The 585-nt window shown below is 41.0% G+C and carries 1 protein-coding gene; it reads right to left on the reverse strand.

Going from position 1 to position 585, the window contains the following annotated elements; translation table 11 throughout:
- Positions 1-585: hypothetical protein (locus tag LG31_RS21210; protein WP_033113915.1), on the reverse strand; the 585-nt coding region annotated here is incomplete at both ends.

Raw genomic sequence — 585 nt, forward strand, 5'->3', positions numbered from 1 at the left:
CTCTATGAACTTCTTGTATTCCATTGAGTTCTTGTCATCCAAGTGCTTACCGAATTTATCTCGCATCTCGTCAAGCATTTCATCATACTGCTCACCAATTTCGCGTCTGCCTCGTTCATGTTCGGTTTCATTACTGCCTTCACCGTAACCATATTGACGCTCCATATCTTTACGCTTGCGCTCGATATCTTTAGTCATGCGGTTCAAGTCTGTAATTCTGCGTTTCTGCTGTGACTCGTCTAATCGGCGTACTGCTTCTACACGTTCAGTCTCAATTGCTTTTACTTTATCATTCATCTCTTTTGTTGCTTGAACGTAAGCAGGAGAATTTTTGTTTAAGGTCTTGAGCTTGTCGGTATAGTAATCTGTTACGATGAACTTCATGCCTTTATATGCATCGTTCAGCGTTTTAGTTTCTTCCTGTTCACGCTTTTCGATTTCGGAGATTTCTTTGGTATTGTACTTTTGCATAATTTGAAGTACTTCTTGTTTCTGTGCTTCAAGTTTCTTCTTGTACGCTTCCCAGTTCTCATTCAGCTTTGATGTGGAACTTGCATTGGCTGCGCTTTGTGACGCATCGTAGAC

The organism is Aeromonas lacus (genome assembly GCF_000764665.1).
Classification (GTDB): domain Bacteria; phylum Pseudomonadota; class Gammaproteobacteria; order Enterobacterales; family Aeromonadaceae; genus Aeromonas; species Aeromonas lacus.